Annotated in this window: 14 protein-coding genes and 1 pseudogene; 8 read left to right on the forward strand and 7 right to left on the reverse strand. The window is 73.2% G+C overall.

Annotated features, from left to right (window positions below; translation table 11 throughout):
• Window positions 1-752 precede the first annotated feature (752 nt).
• Window positions 753-1373, forward strand: a complete 621-nt coding sequence (locus IPK37_04910) for a TetR family transcriptional regulator (protein ID QQS01754.1) — start codon at window positions 753-755, stop codon at window positions 1371-1373.
• A gap of 116 nt (window positions 1374-1489) precedes the next feature.
• Here IPK37_04910 and IPK37_04915 read toward each other — a convergent pair whose 3' ends face one another.
• From IPK37_04915 to IPK37_04930, 4 genes are read right to left on the reverse strand one after another with little or no spacing between them, the layout of a single operon-like run.
• On the reverse strand, window positions 1490-2842 hold the full coding sequence (locus IPK37_04915; protein QQS01755.1) for a 50S ribosome-binding GTPase: 1353 nt from the start codon (window positions 2840-2842) through the stop codon (window positions 1490-1492).
• Window positions 2842-3825 (reverse strand): sulfate adenylyltransferase subunit 2, encoded by a 984-nt coding sequence (locus IPK37_04920; GenBank protein ID QQS01756.1) that lies wholly within the window; start codon window positions 3823-3825, stop codon window positions 2842-2844. The genes IPK37_04915 and IPK37_04920 overlap by 1 nt, the downstream gene beginning before the upstream one ends.
• Entirely contained in the window at window positions 3822-4502 is a 681-nt protein-coding gene (gene cysC, locus IPK37_04925) for an adenylyl-sulfate kinase (protein ID QQS01757.1), read from the reverse strand. Before cysC ends, IPK37_04920 begins: the two co-directional genes overlap by 4 nt.
• Window positions 4499-5227: a phosphoadenylyl-sulfate reductase gene (locus IPK37_04930; GenBank protein QQS01758.1), complete on the reverse strand. Its 729-nt coding sequence runs from the start codon at window positions 5225-5227 to the stop codon at window positions 4499-4501. Before IPK37_04930 ends, cysC begins: the two co-directional genes overlap by 4 nt.
• A gap of 658 nt (window positions 5228-5885) precedes the next feature.
• Here IPK37_04930 and IPK37_04935 point away from each other — a divergent pair.
• Complete coding sequence (locus IPK37_04935) at window positions 5886-6899, forward strand: sulfite exporter TauE/SafE family protein (GenBank protein ID QQS01759.1); 1014 nt, start codon at window positions 5886-5888, stop codon at window positions 6897-6899.
• A gap of 8 nt (window positions 6900-6907) precedes the next feature.
• On the opposite strand, the gene IPK37_04940 is transcribed toward IPK37_04935, so the two are convergent.
• Window positions 6908-7702: a cobalamin biosynthesis protein CbiX gene (locus IPK37_04940; GenBank protein QQS01760.1), complete on the reverse strand. Its 795-nt coding sequence runs from the start codon at window positions 7700-7702 to the stop codon at window positions 6908-6910.
• A 50-nt stretch (window positions 7703-7752) separates the two neighbouring features.
• On the opposite strand from IPK37_04940, the gene cobA reads away from it, so the two are divergent.
• Together cobA and IPK37_04950 are read left to right on the forward strand one after the other, a co-directional pair.
• On the forward strand, window positions 7753-8841 hold the full coding sequence (gene cobA, locus IPK37_04945) for a uroporphyrinogen-III C-methyltransferase (protein ID QQS01761.1): 1089 nt from the start codon (window positions 7753-7755) through the stop codon (window positions 8839-8841).
• Complete coding sequence (locus IPK37_04950) at window positions 8838-10526, forward strand: nitrite/sulfite reductase (protein QQS01762.1); 1689 nt, start codon at window positions 8838-8840, stop codon at window positions 10524-10526. Before cobA ends, IPK37_04950 begins: the two co-directional genes overlap by 4 nt.
• On the opposite strand, the pseudogene IPK37_04955 reads toward IPK37_04950, so the two are convergent.
• Window positions 10523-11571: pseudogene (locus IPK37_04955) on the reverse strand (IS630 family transposase). The gene IPK37_04950 and the pseudogene IPK37_04955 sit on opposite strands and share 4 nt — an antisense overlap.
• A 219-nt stretch (window positions 11572-11790) precedes the next feature.
• Here IPK37_04955 and IPK37_04960 point away from each other — a divergent pair.
• The 3 genes from IPK37_04960 to IPK37_04970 all read left to right on the forward strand — a co-directional run bounded on the left by IPK37_04960 (window position 11791) and on the right by IPK37_04970 (window position 14535).
• The gene (locus tag IPK37_04960) at window positions 11791-13062 is read left to right on the forward strand and encodes a cysteine desulfurase-like protein (GenBank protein ID QQS01763.1); all 1272 of its coding nucleotides are present in this window, start codon (window positions 11791-11793) and stop codon (window positions 13060-13062) included.
• Between the two features lie 315 nt (window positions 13063-13377).
• Window positions 13378-13977, forward strand: coding sequence for a hypothetical protein (locus tag IPK37_04965; GenBank protein ID QQS01764.1), 600 nt, complete (start codon window positions 13378-13380; stop codon window positions 13975-13977).
• Between the two features lie 165 nt (window positions 13978-14142).
• Window positions 14143-14535, forward strand: a complete 393-nt coding sequence (locus tag IPK37_04970; GenBank protein ID QQS01765.1) for a hypothetical protein — start codon at window positions 14143-14145, stop codon at window positions 14533-14535.
• 107 nt (window positions 14536-14642) lie between these two features.
• Here the strand turns inward: IPK37_04970 and IPK37_04975 are convergent, their stop codons facing one another.
• Window positions 14643-14807, reverse strand: coding sequence for a hypothetical protein (locus IPK37_04975; GenBank protein ID QQS01766.1), 165 nt, complete (start codon window positions 14805-14807; stop codon window positions 14643-14645).
• Between the two features lie 454 nt (window positions 14808-15261).
• On the opposite strand from IPK37_04975, the gene IPK37_04980 reads away from it, so the two are divergent.
• Window positions 15262-15894: a hypothetical protein gene (locus IPK37_04980; GenBank protein ID QQS01767.1), complete on the forward strand. Its 633-nt coding sequence runs from the start codon at window positions 15262-15264 to the stop codon at window positions 15892-15894.
• Window positions 15895-15904 lie beyond the last annotated feature (10 nt).

Below are 15904 nucleotides of genomic sequence, written 5' to 3' on the forward strand. Positions count from 1 at the left end.
GCGAGCGCGTCCAGACCGCTCGCGTCGGTGTGCAGCAGCGTCGCCATCTGGTCGATGAACGCGCCGGTGCCGCCCGCGCAGGTGCCGTTCATGCGCTGCTCGGGAACCGGGTGCAGGTAGGTGATCTTGGCGTCCTCGCCGCCGAGCTCGATGATGACATCGGTATCGGCGTCGTACCGGCGGATGGCCTCGGTCTCGGCGATGACCTCCTGCACGAACGGCAGGCCCACGGCCTGGGCGACGGACAGCCCGCCGGATCCGGTGACCGCGCCGCGAACGAGGGCGTCGGGGAACTGGGTGAGCACGTCGTCGAACAGCGCGTCGAGTTCGCCGGCGATGTCCGCGTGGTGGCGCCGGTAGGTCTGGAAGTGCAGCCGGTCGCCGTCGGCGTCGCGGCCGGGCTCCAGGAGCACCAGCTTGATCGTGGTCGAGCCAATGTCGATGCCCATCCGCAGGACGGTGCCGGCTCGCGGCGGACCGGCGGCGGGAGCCAGGGCACCGACCTGGGGCGACGTCATGGCCTCCATCGGCGAACCTCCGGCTCCCGCGAAGGGCCCCGCTGCTCGAGCGCCCTCCCGCGCTGGGCCCCGCGGCCCGAGCGCGTGATACACCGAACCTAGTCGGCGACGCGGCTTTTTTCAACGCGTTGAAATGCGCGTGTCGTCGCGTGCTGGGCCGGGGTTGCCTCACGAAGTCCTGTGACTCGCCCGGGATCGCTGGTCACCGCCGCGGGGTGGATCTACCCTGCGGTCGTGACCTCCACCTCCGCCGGGCGCCGCGGCCCCCGCACCGCCGACGCCGCCGACACGCGCGCCGCCATCCTGCGCGAGGCGCGGCGCGCGTTCGCGGAGGGCGGGTACGCCGGGACGTCGCTGCGCCAGGTGGCCCAACGGGCGGGGGTCGACGCGTCGCTGCTGAGCTACTACTTCGGCTCCAAGGAGAACCTGTTCACCGCGGCGATGGAGCTGCCGGCCAGCCCCCGCGAGGTGGTGGTCCGGGCCCTGGAGGAGCCGCGGGACCGGCTCGGCGAGGCCCTCGTGCGAGGGATGCTCGCGGCCTGGGCGGACGAGGAGAGCCGCCTCGCCGCCCGCGGGGTGCTGCAGTCGCTGTCGACCCGGACCGACTTCGGCGAGACGCTGATCGACTACGCGGGCGAGCACGTGGTCGGCCCGCTCGCGGCGGCATTGGGTACGCCGGACGCGGCGTACCGCGCCACCCTCGCCCTGACCCAACTGACGGGGCTGGCGATCGCGCGCCACGTGGTCGAGGCCGGGCCGATCGCGGGGGCGCTGGACGACCAGCTGGTGGCGACCGTCGGCCCGGTGGTACAGCACTACCTGACCGGAGACCTGGCAACCCCGCCGGCTCACTAGGTGTGCTGCCGTCCTGACCGTTCGTGACCAGCCCGTTAGGTGCCATGGCACCCTTTGCGCAGGTCACGAACGGTCGTCCTGTGGATAACTCGTCCCTCGCGGTCCGACGCGGAGCCCTAGCTCGCGCCGTCGTCGATCATCAGTGCCGCCAGGGTGGCCCCCGAGGCGGGGTCGATCACCAGCGCGCCCCCGGTCCAGCGCGACTCGGCGTACCGATCCACCGCCAGCGGTTCGGCCAGGGTCACGGACAGCCGCGCGATGTCGTTCAACGCGGCACCCGAGCCGGCGGGCAGCCAGCGCTGCTCGTCGACGTCCCAGACCTCGGCGACCGGATCGAGGAGTCCCCGCACGGTCGCCGTACCGGCCTTGACGAGCACCCGCTGCCGAGGAGCGGAGGGACGCTCGGCGAGCCAGCACGCCGTACCCTCCAGCCGGGACGTCACCAGCGGCGGCGCGTCCGCGGCGGCCAGCAGTTGCCCGCGACCCGCGTCGATCTCGTCGGCGAGCAGCACCGTGACGGCGTCCCCGGCCTCGACGGTCGCCGCCGGGCCGGTGGGCGTGTCCAGGCCGGTGACCTGCGACGTCAGGCCGCTGGGCCAGGCGGTGATGGCGTCGCCGACCGCCAGCCGACCCGCGGCCACCCGACCGGCCAGTCCGCGGTAGTCCCGGTGTTCGGAGGTCCGGGGCCGCACCACGAGCTGCACGGGCATCCGGAACGGCGCGTCCGCGTCGTCGTGCGAGACGTCGAGCTCCTCGACGGCCTCCAGCAGCGAGGGCCCGGCGTACCAGTCCCCCGCGGCATCACCCACGCCCGCGGCATCACCCACCCCGGCGCGAACCGCGTCGGGCGTGACGTTCTGCCCCGTCAGGGCGCTGACCGGGAGGGAACGGACGTCCCCCATGCCGAGCGCCGCCGCGGCCGCGGCCACGTCGGCGGCGACGGCATCAAAGGTGCCCTGGTCCCACCCGACGAGGTCCATCTTGTTGACGGCGACGACGACGTGCGGCACCCGCAGCAGCGCCAGGACGGCCAGGTGCCGCCGGGTCTGGGCGAGCACCCCCTGCCGGGCGTCGACCAGCACGATCGCCGCCTGGGCGGTGGACGCGCCGGTCACGGTGTTGCGGGTGTACTGCGTGTGCCCCGGCGTATCGGCGAGGACGAACGAGCGGCGCGACGTCGAGAAGTAGCGGTAGGCCACGTCGATCGTGATGCCCTGCTCGCGCTCGGCCCGCAGCCCGTCGGTGAGCAGCGCCAGGTCGACGTCGCCCGACCCGCGGCGGCGGCTGGCCTCCTCGATGGCCTCGTACTGGTCGGCCAGGATCGACTTGGTGTCGTAGAGCAGCCGCCCCACCAGCGTGGACTTGCCGTCGTCCACCGAGCCGGCGACGACGAGGCGCAGTTGCGAGCGGACGTCGGCGAGGGCCGGCGCCTCCGCAGCGTCGGCCGCGGCACCCAGGGTGGTGGTCATCAGAAGTAGCCCTCTCGCTTGCGGTCTTCCATGGCGGCCTCGCTGAGCCGGTCGTCCGCGCGGGTGGCGCCCCGCTCGGTCAGGCGGCTCGCGGCCACCTCGGCAACGACCTGCTCGATCGTGCGCGCCTGCGATTCGACGGCACCCGTGCAGGAGCCGTCGCCGACGGTGCGATAGCGGACCGTACGTCGTTCGAGGGGCTCGCCCTCCCGGGGCCCGCCCCAGGACCCCGGCGTGAGCCACATCCCGTCGCGGAGCCACACGTCGCGCTCGTGGGCGTAGTAGATGCTGGGCAGCGGCACGTTCTCGGCGGCGATGTAGGCCCAGACGTCCAGCTCGGTCCAGTTGCTCAGCGGGAAGACGCGGGCGTGTTCCCCGGGGGCGTGCCGGCCGTTGTAGAGCCGCCACAGCTCCGGCCGCTGGCGGCGCGGGTCCCAGCCGCCGAAGGCGTCGCGGACGGAGAAGATGCGCTCCTTGGCCCGGGCCCGGTCCTCGTCCCGCCGGGCGCCGCCGAGGAGGGCATCGAACCGTTCCGCGGCGATGGTGTCGAGCAACGGAATGGTCTGCAGCGGGTTCCGCGTGCCGTCTGCTCGCTCCTGCAAGCGCCCGTCGGCGATCCATTCCTCCACCCGCGCGACGACCAGCCGGTGGCCCCCCTCGGCCACGACCCGGTCGCGGTAGTCGAGGACCTCGGCCAGGTTGTGGCCGGTGTCGACGTGCAGCAGCACGATCGGCAGCGGGGCGGGCGCGGTCGCCTTGCGGGCCAGGTGCAGCAGCACGGCGGAGTCCTTGCCGCCGCTGAAGAGCAGTGCGGGGCGGTCGAACTCGCCGATCACCTCGCGGATGATCTCGATGGCCTCGGCCTCCAGGGCGCGGATGGTGCTGCGCGGGGCGGCGGGGCCGCGCTCGACCTGGTCCGGCTCCGCCGGATCTGCACGGTCGGCGCGGGCAGTATCTGCGGCGCGGTCGGTGGTAAGGGTCATGCGGTACCTGCCTGGATCAGAGTTCCTGCGGGGGTGAACAGCGCGAGGACGGCACGGACGGTGCCCTCCAGGTCGCGGTCGGTGGTGTCGAGGAGGAGGTCCGGGTCCGGGGGCGCCTCGTACGGGTCGTCCACCCCGGTCAGGTGGCTGACCTCGCCGCGGTCGTGCGCGGTGTAGAGGCCCTTGACGTCCCGGCGGGCGCATTCGCTGACGGGCGTCGCGACGTACACCTGCCGGTACGCCACGCCGTCCGCCTCGTGTTCGGCGCGGACGCGCTCGCGCGCCTCGGCGTACGGCGCGATGACCGGCACGATCGCGATCACGCCGTGCCGGGCGAGGAGGCGGGCGAGGTAGCCGACCCGGGTGACGTGCGCGTCGCGGTCCGCACGCGAGAAGCCGAGCCCGGGCGAGAGGTGGTCGCGCAGCTCGTCGCCGTCGAGGACCTCCACGCGGACGCCGGCAGCGCGCAGCCGGTCGGCGAGGGCGGTGGCGATCGTGGTCTTGCCGGCGCCGGAGAGCCCGGTCAGCCAGAGGGTCCCGCCGGGGTTGGCCGTCGCGTTCCCGGGCCCAGGGGTGCCGGGCCCGGCCACGGCGGCCGCGCGCGACCGTCCCCCGGAGGACTGGACGCGCACCGCGTCCGGTTCGTGCGGGTGCGTTCGCCGGGTCACCGAGCTCATCGGTGAATCCCGCACTCGGTCTTGGCTGTCCCGGCCCAGCGGCCGGCGCGCGGGTCCTCTCCGGGGCGGACGGCGCGGGTGCAGGGCGCGCAGCCGATGGAGGGGTAGCCGCGCTCCAGCAACGGGTTGCGGACGATGTCGTGCGCGGCGGCGTACCCCGCCACTTCTGCGTCGCTCCAGCTCACCAGCGGGTTGACCTTGATCAAGCCGTGCTCCTCGTCGTAGCTCACCTCGGTGGCGGCGGTGCGGGTTTCCGATTCCGTACGCCGAATGCCGGTGCCCCAGGCCTCCCGGTCGGCGAGGGCGTCGAACAGCGGCGTGGTCTTCCGCAGCCAGCAGCACAGGTCGGGGTCGCGGTCGTGCAGGGCGGGGCCGTATTCGCCGTCCTGTTCGGCCACGCTCTGCCGGGCGCGGACGTCCACGATGCGCAGCGGGTAGCGCTCCGCGACGGCGTCGCGCGTGGCCAGGGTCTCCGGGAAGTGGTAGCCGGTGTCGAGGAACAGCACAGCCGTTCCGGGCGCAACTTCCCCGACCAGGTGCGCGAGGACCGTGTCTTGCATCGAGCAGGCGACGGCCCACAGCTCGCCGAATTCCTCGGCGGCCCAGGCGATGACGTCTTCGGCGCGGGCACCGGCGAGGCGCTGCGCGGCGGCCCCGGCGAGACTGCGCAGGTCGTCGTCGGGGCGCCGCGAGCGGGTGGCCGCGGCGGGGGCGGGGGTGGTCATGGTTGTCCTTGGGGGTCGTCCGGCGGTGCGCGGCGTACTCGCCACGTGGCTTGCGCGCCGAGGGCGGCTGTGGTGCCGCGGGGGTCCTTGGTCGCGTGGGCGTCCGAGGTCGGCGCCCGTCCGATCGAGGGGCCGAGCGGCGACGTGCCGGGGGGCGGTGCGGGTCAGGCGGTCATCGCGGACAGACGGCTGCGCTGGCGATGCGCATGAGGTCGACATGGCGCCGCGCCACGAGGCGGACACCGAGTCGAACCGACCGAACGGACATGATCCGACTGTGACATCGGGTGCCCGGCAGCGACCAACGCTGTTCACATAACGAGATGTTGTTGTACTAGTTCCATTCAGTTATGCACTCTGGCTTCATGCCGACGACCGCTCTCCCTCCGCTGCCTGGCGAATCTCTGCGCCGGCGGCCGGTTCTCGTCGGCCGTGCCTATCTCGATCTCCTGCGCTTGGACCTCGGCGGCTGTTGATCTCCGCGAGCCCCGCGTCCCCCTCCTCCCCTTGTGGAGAGTGACCGCTCACGACCTGCCCTTTTGGTGCCATGGCACCCAAAGCGCAGGTCACGAACGGTCGTCGCTGTGGATAAGTCGGCGAACGCCGCGCCCACACCTCAACCCCTCGCTCGCTGGCCCACCCCACGCATGGAGATCTCATGTCCTTCGAACCACAACTCGCCGCCGCGGGCACCCTCGTCGGGTTCCTCGTCGGCCTCACCGGAATGGGCGGGGGCGCCCTGCTTACGCCCCTGCTCGTGCTGGTCTTCGGCGTACCACCCCTCACCGCCGTCTCCAGCGACCTGGTCACCAGCCTGGTCATGAAGCCCTTCGCCGGGGCGGTGCACCTGCGCCGGGGCACCGTGCACCTGCGGCTGTTCGCGTGGCTGGCCGTCGGGTCGGTCCCGGCGGCCTTCCTCGCCTCGGCGGCGATCGGCCGCCTGGCCACCGGCCCGTCGGCCACGCAGGTCGCGGCCACGCTCAAGGTCGGCATCGCCGTCGCCCTGTTGGCGTCGGTGGCGGCGATGATCGGTCGCCCGCTGCTCGACCGGGCGCGCCGCTCGGCCGTCGGCACCCCCACCGGCGCCGGTGTCGGCGACGTCGGCACCACCGGCGGCGACGCCGTTGCCCCGCTGCCGGTTCGCCGCCTGCGCACCGTCGGCATCGGCGTGGTCGGCGGCATCGCGGTCGGCCTCACCTCGGTGGGCGCCGGCTCCCTGGTCATCGCGCTGCTGCTCCTCGCCTATCCCACCCTCCGCACCCGGGCCTTGATCGGCACCGACATCGTCCAGGCCATCCCCCTCGTGGGCGCCGCCGCGCTGGGTCACCTCCTGTTCGGCGACGTCCACTTCGCGCTGACCGGGTCGCTGCTGGTCGGGGCGATCCCCGGCGCGATCCTCGGGGCGCGGCTGTCCGCGGGCGCCCCGGACGGTCTCGTCCGGCCCGCGATGACCGCGGTGCTCGCCGCGTCGGCCCTGGCGCTGCTCGGAGCAAGCACCCCGGTGCTGATCGGCGGGGCGCTCGTGAGCGCGTTGCTCATCGTGTCAGCGACCACGCGGGTCGGCGGGCGTGCGCTCCGCCCCGCTGCGCTCCACCCCCCGGCACTGCATACGGCCGCGCCGCCAGCGGGACTCGCCGATCCCCTCGCCGCCACGCCGGCGGCGAGAGACTAATGCGCCGCTCAGCTCGGCCCGTCGACTCCCATCGCGCCGGCCGCCGCCCGGTACCGGTCGAGCACGATCGCCACCAGGTCCGCCGGCGGCTCGGCGGCGGGATCCAGCAGCGGCCCGGTCGTCACCTCCGCCCCGGCGGCCTCGAGTCGATCCTGGAAAAACCCGGGCGCGAGCAGGTACGACGCGGCGACCGTACGGCGCCCCTCGGCCCGGTTGGCGGCGACCACGTCAGCGAGCCGGGGCTCACCGGCCGACAGGTACGCCGGCTGCACGGCGTCACCCCGCGCCGCCGCCAGTCGCCGGGCCATCTCCTCGACGTCGGCCAGGCCCTCAGGCCGCGAGGAGCCGGCCGCGACGAGCCGTACGTCGTCGCCCGCCTCGACTCCGACTCCCGCCCACCCGTCGGCCACCAGCCGCGCGAGCCGGTCATCCGGCCCCAGCGGCGCGGCGACCACGGTCGGCCCGGGGGCCTGACGCGCCGCCCTCGGCAGGTCGACCTGGACGTGGTACCCGGTGCTGAGCAGCACCGGGACGAGCACCGCGGGGCGCCCGCTCACCGCAGCAAGCACCTGCGCCGGGGTCGGGTCCTGCACATCGACGTACGCCGCGTACACCTCGACCTCCGCCCCACCCGACCCGGCGGGAAGCCAGCCGGCCTCCCGCCGTACGGCGTCGACTGCACGCCGTACGGCGTCGACGAATACCTCCACCGCCCGCCGGCCACGCGGATCGCGCGTGCCGTGCGCGCAGGCCACCAGCACCGGGGCGGCGGCCCCACCGGGCCCACCGGTTCCGTCATCCATCGTCGCGCGGTCCTCGCCCGTCGTCCCTGAGCCCACCCCTGGAGAATGACATGCTCGTCGAATTGAGCCTCACCGGAACGACCGTCGCCATCCTCGGCGACGAGCGGGCGACCGCCCGGGCTCGGCTGCGCTATCTGGCCGCCGGCGCCCGCCTCATCCGGCTGACCACGCCGGCGCGGGCGGAGGCGTACGCCTGGACGGCCGCCGCCCCCGACGCCCGGGCCACCGACCGCCCCGGTCTGGTCGTGGACGTCACCGGCGGCGCCCTGGAGTGGGTCGGCGCGGTGCGCGCCCTGACCCGGCTCGCCCCCGCCACCCGCGAGGAGCCGGCGCCCGCCCGGGCCGGCACGATCACCCTCGCCGGCGCCGGGCCCGGCGACCCCGGCCTGCACACGGTCGCCACGAGGGAGGCCCTCGCGGCGGCGGACCTCGTGCTGCTCGACCGGCTGGCCGACCACGACGCCCGGGCCGACATCCGCGCGCTCGCCCCGGCCGCGCGCATCGTCGACGTCGGCAAGACCCCCGGCCACCACCGGATGTCGCAGGCCGAGATCGAACGCCACATGATCGAGGCCGCGGCGACCGGCGCGCACGTCGTACGGCTCAAGGGCGGCGACCCGTTCGTGTTCGGCCGCGGCGGCGAGGAGGTGGCCGCGGCGTCCGCGGCCGGCATCCCCGTCACGGTCATCCCCGGCATCAGCTCCGCCTTCGCGGCGCCCGCCGCCGCGGGGATCCCCGTCACCCACCGCGAGACGAGCCGCGCCGTCACGGTCCTGTCCGGCCACGACCCGGTGACGCCCGAGCTGGCCGAGCACCTGGTCGGCCTCGACGCCACCGTCGTCCTGCTCATGGGGATGGCCGCGCTCCCCCAGACCGTCGCCGAGCTGCGCCGCGCCGGCCTGCCGGGCGACACGCCCGCGGCCGTGGTCCAGGAGGGCTGCACGCCGCGGCAGCGGTACGCCGTCACGACCCTGGACCGCCTCGTCGACCGGGTACACGCCGACGGACTGACCAACCCGAGCGTGGTCGTGATCGGCGCCGTCGCCGCCCTAGCCCACGGCCACCTCAGCACCGAGCCCCGCACCACCCAGACCCTGCGCACCGCTCGCCGTACCGACGACCTGGAGAACGCCCGATGAGCATCGACACCACCCCCCACCCCGCCGCGCCGGCGGCCGCGAAGCCGCGCCGCTCCGAGGGGCAGTGGGCCCTCGGCGACGTCGAGCCGCTGAACGCGAACGAGGCGTTCAAGGCCGCGGACAACCCGCTGCACGTCCGCGAGCGCATCCTGCACACCTACAGCAAGCAGGGGTTCGCCTCGATCCCCGGCGACGACCTGCGCGGCCGGTTCCGCTGGATGGGCCTCTACACCCAGCGCAAGCCCGGCATCGACGGCGGCCGGACCAGCCAGATCCCGCCGGAGGAGCTGGAGGACGAGCACTTCATGATGCGGATCCGCATCGACGGCGGCCTGCTCAGCGCCGAGCAGCTCGATGCGATCGGGCAGGTCTCGACCAGGTACGCGCGCGACACCGCCGACATCACCGACCGCCAGAACGTCCAGCTGCACTGGATCCGCGTCGAGGACGTCCCCGCGATCTGGGACGCCATCGAGCCGCTGGGGCTGTGGTCCCAGGAGGCGTGCGGCGACTGCCCGCGGGTGGTGCTCGGGTCGCCCCTCGCGGGCGTCAACCCGGCCGAGCTCGTCGATCCCACCCCCGCGGTCGAGGCGATCAAGCGCATCGTCCGCGAGGACACCTCGCTGGCGAACCTGCCGCGCAAGTACAAGTCGTCGGTGTCCTGGTCCTGGGACGCGGTGCCCGAGATCAATGACATCTCGTTCGTCGGAGTCGTCCACCCAGAGCACGGCCCGGGATTCGATGTGTTCGTGGGCGGCGGGCTGTCGACGGCCGCGTACCTCGCGCCGCGGCTCGGCGCCTGGGTCCCGCTGGAGCGCGTCCCCGAGGTGTGGCACGCCGTCACCAAGCTCTTCCGGGACTACGGCTACCGGCGGCTGCGGAACCGGGCGCGGCTGAAGTTCCTGGTCGCCGACTGGGGCGCGGAGAAGGTGCGGCAGGTGCTGGAGGCCGAGTACCTCGACACGCCCCTGCTCGACGGTCCCGCCGCCGCGCCGCCGCCGCAGACCCTCGACTACGTCGGGGTGACGCCGCTGCGCGACGGCACCGTCGCTGTGGGGTTCAGCGCGGTCGCGGGCCGGGTCAGCGGCAGCACGTTGAGTGCGGTGGCGGACGCCGTACGTCGAGTGGGGGCGTCCCACGTCGCCCTGACCCCGCACCAGAAACTGCTGGTGGTGGGGGTGGCTGAGGAGCGGGTCTCGGAGCTGGAGTCGCTGCTTTCGCCGCTCGGGCTGAGCTCGCAGGTGAGCCCCTGGCGGCGCGGCCTTCTCGCGTGCACGGGGCTCGAGTTCTGCAAGCTCGCCATCGTCGACACCAAGGGCCGGGCGCACGGGTTGGTCGAGGACCTGGACCGGCGGCTGGCCGACGTCGCGCTGGAGCGGCCCCTGGCGATCACGCTGAACGGCTGCCCCAACAGCTGCGCCCGGATCCAGGTCGCGGACATCGGGTTCAAGGGGCAGATCGTCACCGACTCGGACGGCAACCAGGTCGAGGGGTTCCAGGCCCACCTGGGCGGGCAGCTCGGCGAGGACGCGGGGTACGGGCGAAAGCTGCGCGGCCACAAGGTGACCTCGGCCGAGCTGGGCGAGTACATCGAGCGGGTCGTCCGGGCCTACGCCGCCGGTCAGCAGCCCGGCGAGACCTTCCGCTCCTGGGTCGCCCGGTCCGACGAGGACGTCCTTCGCTAGTGTCCCGTGTTTGAAGTGGTCTGACGGTTGGCCTTCTTGAGGATCTCGTCGGCGGTCTTGGTCCAGACGAAGGGATGGCAGCGGTCGTTCCAGCCGTCGACGAAGGCGCGGATCTTGGCGTTGAGGTCCTTGACCGATCTGAAGGTGCGCGGTGGATCGCCTGCCGTTCGATGATGCTGAACCAGACCTCGACGAGGTTGAGCCAGGAGCCCGAGGTCGGGGTGAAGTGCACGTGAATCCTGGGGTTGGCGGCCAGCCAGTCGCGGACCTCGACGCGTTTGTGGGCGGCGTAGTTGTCCATCACCAGGTGCAGCTCGACCGTTGGGTAGGCCCGGGCGACCTGCCTGAGGAAGGTCAGGAACTCCTGATGCCGATGGCGCGGCTTGCACGCGCCGGTGACCTTGCCGGTGGCGACTTCCAGCGCGGCGAACAGCGTCGTGGTGCCGTTGCGCCGGTAGTCGTGGGTGCGCCGCTGGGGCAGCCCGGGCTGCATCGGCAGCATCGGTGCGGTCCGGTCCAGGGCCTGGATCTGGGACTTCTCGTCCACGCACAGCACGATCGCGTTCTCCGGCGGAGCCAGGTAGAGCCCGACCACGTCGGTGACCTTGGCGATCAGCTCGGGGTCGGTGGAGAACTTGAAGGTCTCCACCCGCCACGGTGCCACGCCATAGTCGCGCCATGCCTTGGCCACCGTTCCATTGCTGATGCCAAGGTGGCGACCCAGCAACCTGGAGGACCAGTGGGTCACCCCGTACTTCTTCGGCGGCGGTCTCAAGGTCTGCGCCACGATCTGCCGGTGATCGATCGTCCTCGGGCGACCCGACCGGGGCTCCTCGTCCAGTCCCGCGATGCCATGCGCGGCGTACCTATTGCGCCAGCCGATCACCGTCGGCCGTGACACGCCCACCTTCGCCGCGATTGCCGTGTTCGACTCACCGTCCGCCGCGAGCAGCACGATCCGGGCGCGTTGCGTCAGACCGGCCCGAGCCGAGGACGACCGAGTCAACCGGGCAAGCTCGGCACGGTCACCATCACGCAGTCCCAGTGCCGGGGCAGGTCGATTGGCCATACCCCATCATCGCAACCCGGCAACCGTAAATGAACTAACTACACGCGGCACTAGGACGTTCCTGCGCGGACGGCGATGTGCTGCGGCTTGCTGTTTTCCACAGGGCGACCGTTCGTGACCTGCACAAAGGGTGCCATGGCACCAAAAGGGCAGGTCACGAACGGTCGTCGTAGCAGCGGTGACACCATGTGCCTCATGCCGTACGACGTCGCCGCGTTCCGCGCCCAGTTCCCCGCCCTGCGCGAAGGGGGCGCTCACTTCGACGGGCCGGGCGGGTCACAGACCCCGGCCGCGGTCGCCCAGGCCGTGTCCGACGCGTTGACCAGCGCGGTCGCCAACCGGGGTGACGTCACCCCTGCCGAGCGGCGCGCCGACGCCATCGTGCTCGCCGCCCGCGCCGCGATCGCCGATCTCCTCAACGCCGATGCCCAGGGAATCGTCTTCGGGCGCAGCATGACCCAACTGACGTACGACGTCAGCCGCGCCCTCGCCGAGACCTGGCGGCCCGGCGACGAGGTCGTGGTGACCCGTCTCGACCACGACGCGAACGTGCGCCCCTGGGTCCAGGCCGCCCAGGCCGCGGGAGCGCAGGTGCGGTTCGCCGACTTCGACCCGGTGACCGGCGAGCTGACCGCTGACCACGTCACGGCCGTGCTCACCGAGCGCACCCGCCTGGTCGCCGTGACGGCCGCCAGCAACCTGATCGGCACCCGCCCGGACATCGCCGCGATCATGGCGGCGGCCCACGGGGTGGGCGCGATCGGGTACGTCGACGGCGTCCACGCAACCGCACACCACAGCATCGACGTCGCCGCGCTGGGGGCCGACCTCTTCGTGTGTTCCCCGTACAAGTTCCTCGGCCCGCACTGCGGCGCGCTCGCCGGGCGAGTCGACCTGCTGGAGTCGCTGCGCCCCGACAAGCTCCTGCCCAGCACCGACGCCGTACCGGAACGCTTCGAACTCGGCACGCTCCCCTACGAGCTGCTGGCCGGCGTCACCGCCTGCGTCGACGTCCTCGCCGCCCTCGCCCCGAGCGGCGGGGGCGACGCGAGCGGCGGGGGTGATACGAGCGGCGCGAACCTCGATGCCGACCGCGCCGACCACGCCACCCGGCGGGCCCGCCTCGTCGCCGCCTTCGCGGCCATCGAGGCCCACGAGGACCGGCTCCGTGCGCGCATCGAGGAGGCGCTCGCCGAACTCGGGGCGACGGTCTACAGCCGCGCCGCCCGTCGCACGCCGACGCTCCTGTTCCGCCTGCCGGGGGTGGCGGACGGGGAGGTACGCCGTGGCCTGGCCGCTCGCGGCGTCAACGCACCCAACGGGAACTTCTACGCGATCGAGTGTTCCCGCCGGCTGGGTCTCGGCGACGAGGGCGGGGTGCGGGTGGGGCTGGCACCGTCCAGCGACGACTCCGACGTCGACCGCCTCATCGAGGGGCTGCGGGAGATCGTCCGCCCGCCCCGGTGACCGTGGTAGCAGCCCCCGCAACCGTGGTAGCAGCCCCCGCAACCGTGGTAGCGACCCCCGCAACCGTGGTAGCAGACTCTGCAACCGCGGTAGCGACTCCTGCAACCGTGGTCACGGTGGGTGGAGCGCTCCAGGGGCCCCTAGTGAGACGTCGCGGGCCGCCTGGCCGCTGGACGCCATGTCCAGCCGACACGCCGGACAACGCGGAATCGGTGTCGCGAGACGCCTACAGCCGCGCGCGAATCCGCCGATGGGACGAGTGACACCACCCCTCGTCTCGGCCGCGGACCCCAGTTCGCGCCGCGAAGGAGTTCCATGGACGCCTCGACGGTCCGCCCGCCCCGGCACGCGCACCCCGCCGACCTGCCGGCGCTCGCGGAGCGCGACATGCTGACGGTCTACGCGGCCGCCATCGACGTGCCGCCGCTGGCCCCCCGCGTGGTGCGCCTGCAGGGCGGCGAGTCGGTGCAGATCGACGGGGTCAGCCCGGACGAGGACCTCTTCGTCATCCCGGTCTCCCACCAGGGACCGCTCCCCCAGGACGCCGCAGCCCACCTGGCGCGGGATGTCTTCGCCCTGTCGCTGGTCACCGCGACCCGCCCCGAGGCCCGCTCGGTGCTGCTGTTCGCCTGCGACCAGGCCCGAACGTCGGCGGGCACCCTGCTCGGCGGCCTCGGCTCGGCGGTCGCGGTGGAGCTGGTGGATCTCGGCCCGGAGTGGACCGAGCGGCTCATCGAGGCGTCCCGCCCCGCGGGCCGGCACCGCCCCCAGCAGGTCCAGCCCAGCCACCCTGTCCAGCCCGCGCAGCCCAGCCAGTCGGCCGAGGCCGGTGCGGGGCCGGACCCGGTCCGAACGTCCGACGGCGCCCCAGCAGCCGAGGCCCCGCGGCTCGGCGAAAGCCGACACGTGCACTGACCCAGCTCCGCCGGTGAGCGCCACCCAGGACCGGCGGGAAGCGCAAGGCGTCCTTGGACGTTCATTCGGACAACATCTTCAGTTTGCCCAGCTCTCGCCGAAGCAGAGCGTAATGACCTGAACACCCAGGCCGCCCAAGGGCGGCACCGCCCAGGAGTACCGCTGATGACCACCCTCTCGGCCCCGGTCGAGGCCGACGCCGCGGAGCTGCGCCGGCTGCGCCGCGACATGCTGACCACCTACGCGTCCTCGCGCGGCTGCGGCGAACTGCGCCCGCGCACCATCCGCCTGCCCAGTGGCGACGGACTTCAGGTCGACGGCGCGAACGACGACGAGACCCTGATCTTGGAGATCGTGACCCACGCGGACGCCGAGTCCGAGGGCCTGCGGGCCCGGATCGGCCAGGCCCTCCTGGGGCTGTCGCTGGCGCGGCGCGCGCGGCCGAACGCGCAGCTCGTGTTGCTGGTCGCGAACGAGACCGTACGCCGTGCGGCGACCGGCTGGGTGCCCGCGCTGGACGGCGATCACCCCGTCATCCTGGCGACCCCGCACGCCTGAACAACCCCCAAACACACGAGGAGACCGCCGGTGTGACCGGCGGCCTCCTGTTGGGCGGCTCAGCTATTTTCCGGAGGGGCTGCGGAGCCTGTCGCCCATGGGGCGGCTCACGCGTGGGTGGTCGTCCTGCTCGTTGGCCAGGTGCGGGCGCCGCGGCCCGACAGGCTGTTGATGATGCGGGTGGCATCGATGCCCTGCAGCTCGACGTGGCGGAGCTGGCGGCGCAGGGTGCGGGGAGTGGCATTCGCGTGCGTCGTGGCGTTCGCGGTCATCTGGGTAGCCTCCGGGGAGTGTGGGTCTGACGATCGGTTTCGTCGCGCATCGACGGATTAACTTTACCGTCTCTTTGCTGTTACGGACAAGGCCGAGCACGAAAAACCCCTGGTCGGACAACTGTTAAGGCTGTAGCAGTCGACTTGGTCGACTGGCCTGGGGGGTTTGTGGCGCTGTTTTCAAAGAGTTGGTCAAGAGCGCGTCACCAGACCCGGCTTAACGCCGGTGCACGCCCATTCACCACGCACTTTGCGCAACGCCGACTGGGGGAAGGTTGCCTCGGAGACGACCATCGGAGGCGCCATGACCGGTCCCCGCCCTCTCGGGCCCCCCGAGCCCCCATCTCACCCGCGAGCAGCGAGCGCGGCGCAACCCCCGCGAGAGCCCCGAGCACCGCAGGCCCGCCGCTGGACCCACCGGATCAGCAGCGCACTGGCCGCGAGCGCTATCGCGGTGCCGCTGGCCCTCGGGGTCGCTGGGTGCGGCCCGCGGGCCCTCACGCAGGACACGATCGCCGGCACCCTCATCGAGCCCGACGCGGCTCACCTGGCGGGCTGGCTGGCCGACCCGCCGAGTCAGGCCGCGCCGGAGGGCGCGGACGGCGAGCTGGGCCACCTGCTCGCCCAGACCACGGGCATGTCGCCGGCCTGCCGGGACGCGCTGAGCGCGTTCAGCGCGACCGGGACGGCCTCGGCGTTCGCGTCCCGGGTCTTCACCCGCTCGGACGGCGCCGGGACGCAGACGCAGGACCTGGTCGTGGCCGTCCGCGGGTACGACCAGCAGGATCCCCCGCCGCTGCCCGACCCGCAGGCCACCGTGCGCGCCTGCCCCGCCTTCGAACTCAGCGCCCAGGGGCAGAAGCTGGCCGGGCGGCTGCGCGCCCCGACGTACGACGTCGCCGACTCGGCCGCGCTGGGACTCGACCTGAGCAGCGGCGCCGACAAGACGAGCCTGGACCTGATCCGGGTACGCCGCGGCGCGAACCTGATCACCGCGAGCATCACCGGACCCGACGAGGCCGCCAACCACGACACCCTGGGGAGGGTGGCCGCGGCCCAGGCCGACAAGGTCGTCGCCGCCTCCTGAGCGAAAGCGC

Source organism: Austwickia sp., from assembly GCA_016699675.1.
In the GTDB taxonomy this organism is placed as follows: domain Bacteria; phylum Actinomycetota; class Actinomycetes; order Actinomycetales; family Dermatophilaceae; genus Austwickia.

What these genes read in the sequence shown, in the direction of transcription:
- cysC (QQS01757.1), bottom strand. Translation starts at nt 4,502, where the DNA reads ATGAGCTCGGTGACCCGGCGAACGCACCCGCACGAACCGGACGCGGTG.
- IPK37_04915 (QQS01755.1), bottom strand. Translation starts at nt 2,842, where the DNA reads ATGACCACCACCCTGGGTGCCGCGGCCGACGCTGCGGAGGCGCCGGCC.
- IPK37_04920 (QQS01756.1), bottom strand. Translation starts at nt 3,825, where the DNA reads ATGACCCTTACCACCGACCGCGCCGCAGATACTGCCCGCGCCGACCGT.
- IPK37_04975 (QQS01766.1), bottom strand. Translation starts at nt 14,807, where the DNA reads ATGACCGCGAACGCCACGACGCACGCGAATGCCACTCCCCGCACCCTG.
- IPK37_04935 (QQS01759.1), top strand. Translation starts at nt 5,886, where the DNA reads ATGTCCTTCGAACCACAACTCGCCGCCGCGGGCACCCTCGTCGGGTTC.
- IPK37_04940 (QQS01760.1), bottom strand. Translation starts at nt 7,702, where the DNA reads ATGGATGACGGAACCGGTGGGCCCGGTGGGGCCGCCGCCCCGGTGCTG.
- IPK37_04970 (QQS01765.1), top strand. Translation starts at nt 14,143, where the DNA reads ATGACCACCCTCTCGGCCCCGGTCGAGGCCGACGCCGCGGAGCTGCGC.
- IPK37_04965 (QQS01764.1), top strand. Translation starts at nt 13,378, where the DNA reads ATGGACGCCTCGACGGTCCGCCCGCCCCGGCACGCGCACCCCGCCGAC.
- cobA (QQS01761.1), top strand. Translation starts at nt 7,753, where the DNA reads ATGCTCGTCGAATTGAGCCTCACCGGAACGACCGTCGCCATCCTCGGC.
- IPK37_04960 (QQS01763.1), top strand. Translation starts at nt 11,791, where the DNA reads ATGCCGTACGACGTCGCCGCGTTCCGCGCCCAGTTCCCCGCCCTGCGC.
- IPK37_04930 (QQS01758.1), bottom strand. Translation starts at nt 5,227, where the DNA reads ATGACCACCCCCGCCCCCGCCGCGGCCACCCGCTCGCGGCGCCCCGAC.
- IPK37_04950 (QQS01762.1), top strand. Translation starts at nt 8,838, where the DNA reads ATGAGCATCGACACCACCCCCCACCCCGCCGCGCCGGCGGCCGCGAAG.